A 1,237-nucleotide genomic window follows, 5' to 3' on the forward strand; every position below is an offset into this window, starting at 1 on the left:
GACCGAGCCCGCATTGCCGGAGACGGACAGGCCAAGCTCGCACTCGTCCCCGAGCAGGGGCGACCCGCCGTCGGTAGCCTTCGCGGAGAGGCCGTCGAGGGAGAAGTCCTCCGACAGGCCAAACGTATTATTAGCAGAATCGACGAAAAGAGGAGGAGTGCCTTGATCTGTCGCAAAGGAATACGAAGCGGCCATAGGCAAAATCAAAAAAGAAACAAATATTGCAAGGATGAGCTTACGGCAAGCTGTCTTCATCGGAATCAGACATCCTAACAAACGAAGCTGTATAACTGAAATCTAAAGACGACTAGCGCTGAAGGGAAAATCGCATCGTTAGATCATTCTGTTAATAATCGCTGCGATTCTTTGGCCGTAACCATCGCCAGGGACAGCCCATAAACCATTGAGGTCTTCTAGACACGGAGCGATGCCCAGATATCCCCTATCAACAAGTATTTGATAACGAGGATCAACACAAACGTTGTTCAAGGGCAAACTGGTCGCATAGCCTTTTAAATGCTGAGATTGAGCAAGCAGCCCCTGATATACGTTGTCAAACCTTGCTCCACCGACCTGAGGACCAGTGGCCCCTAAGCCAGCAAAATTGCACTGGTCTGCGGATACCGAACCCCCAAACTGGAGCCATCCAGTCTCCAACATGGCTTGGGCAAACACGACTTCAGGTCTAACGCCTTCAGAGGAGGCAGCCAAAATTACCTGATTGCAGAACTCAGTAATGTTAGAAGCGCCCCTTTGCGAATAGACTTCAGAGGGATAGGCATGTCCAGTAGAAACATACAAACGAACCATGGAGTCAGCAGATGTCGAGAGCGCGCCCATAATTGACGTGCCGTCGACCGTCACCTTGCGGGTGAGGTGCTTGGCCTGCCCGCCGTCGATCACGTCGAGGTAGAGGGTGTACTCTCCGGGCTCGGAGGGGGTCCACTCGCAGGAGGCGGAGGAGCTGGGGCCGCCGACGGTGCCCCACTTGGCCCAGCCGCCCTTCTCCCAGACGAACTTGTACTTGAGGCCGTCGGTGTCGCCGGAGACCCTGGCCTGGAGCCTGAGCGGCTTGCCGGAGCGCGCCTCGCCGGAGACGTCGAGGCCGTCGACGCTGAAGCGGTCCTCGACCGTCACCTTGCGGGTGAGGTGCTTGGCCTGCCCGCCGTCGATCACGTCGAGGTAGAGGGTGTACTCTCCGGGCTCGGAGGGGGTCCACTCGCAGGAGGCGGAGGAG

The 1,237-nt window shown here is 56.8% G+C and carries 2 protein-coding genes; both read right to left on the reverse strand.

Annotated elements, in window-relative coordinates:
• Positions 1-255 (reverse strand): hypothetical protein (locus tag ACTQ05_RS09490; RefSeq protein ID WP_441538965.1); only part of this gene is annotated, 255 nt, incomplete at its 3' end.
• A gap of 78 nt (positions 256-333) precedes the next feature.
• A partial coding sequence (locus tag ACTQ05_RS09495) for a glucosaminidase domain-containing protein (protein ID WP_441538966.1) occupies positions 334-1,237 on the reverse strand: 904 nt, incomplete at its 5' end.

This window comes from Collinsella sp. LCP21S3_A9 (assembly GCF_052118785.1).
In the GTDB taxonomy this organism is placed as follows: Bacteria; Actinomycetota; Coriobacteriia; order Coriobacteriales; family Coriobacteriaceae; genus Collinsella.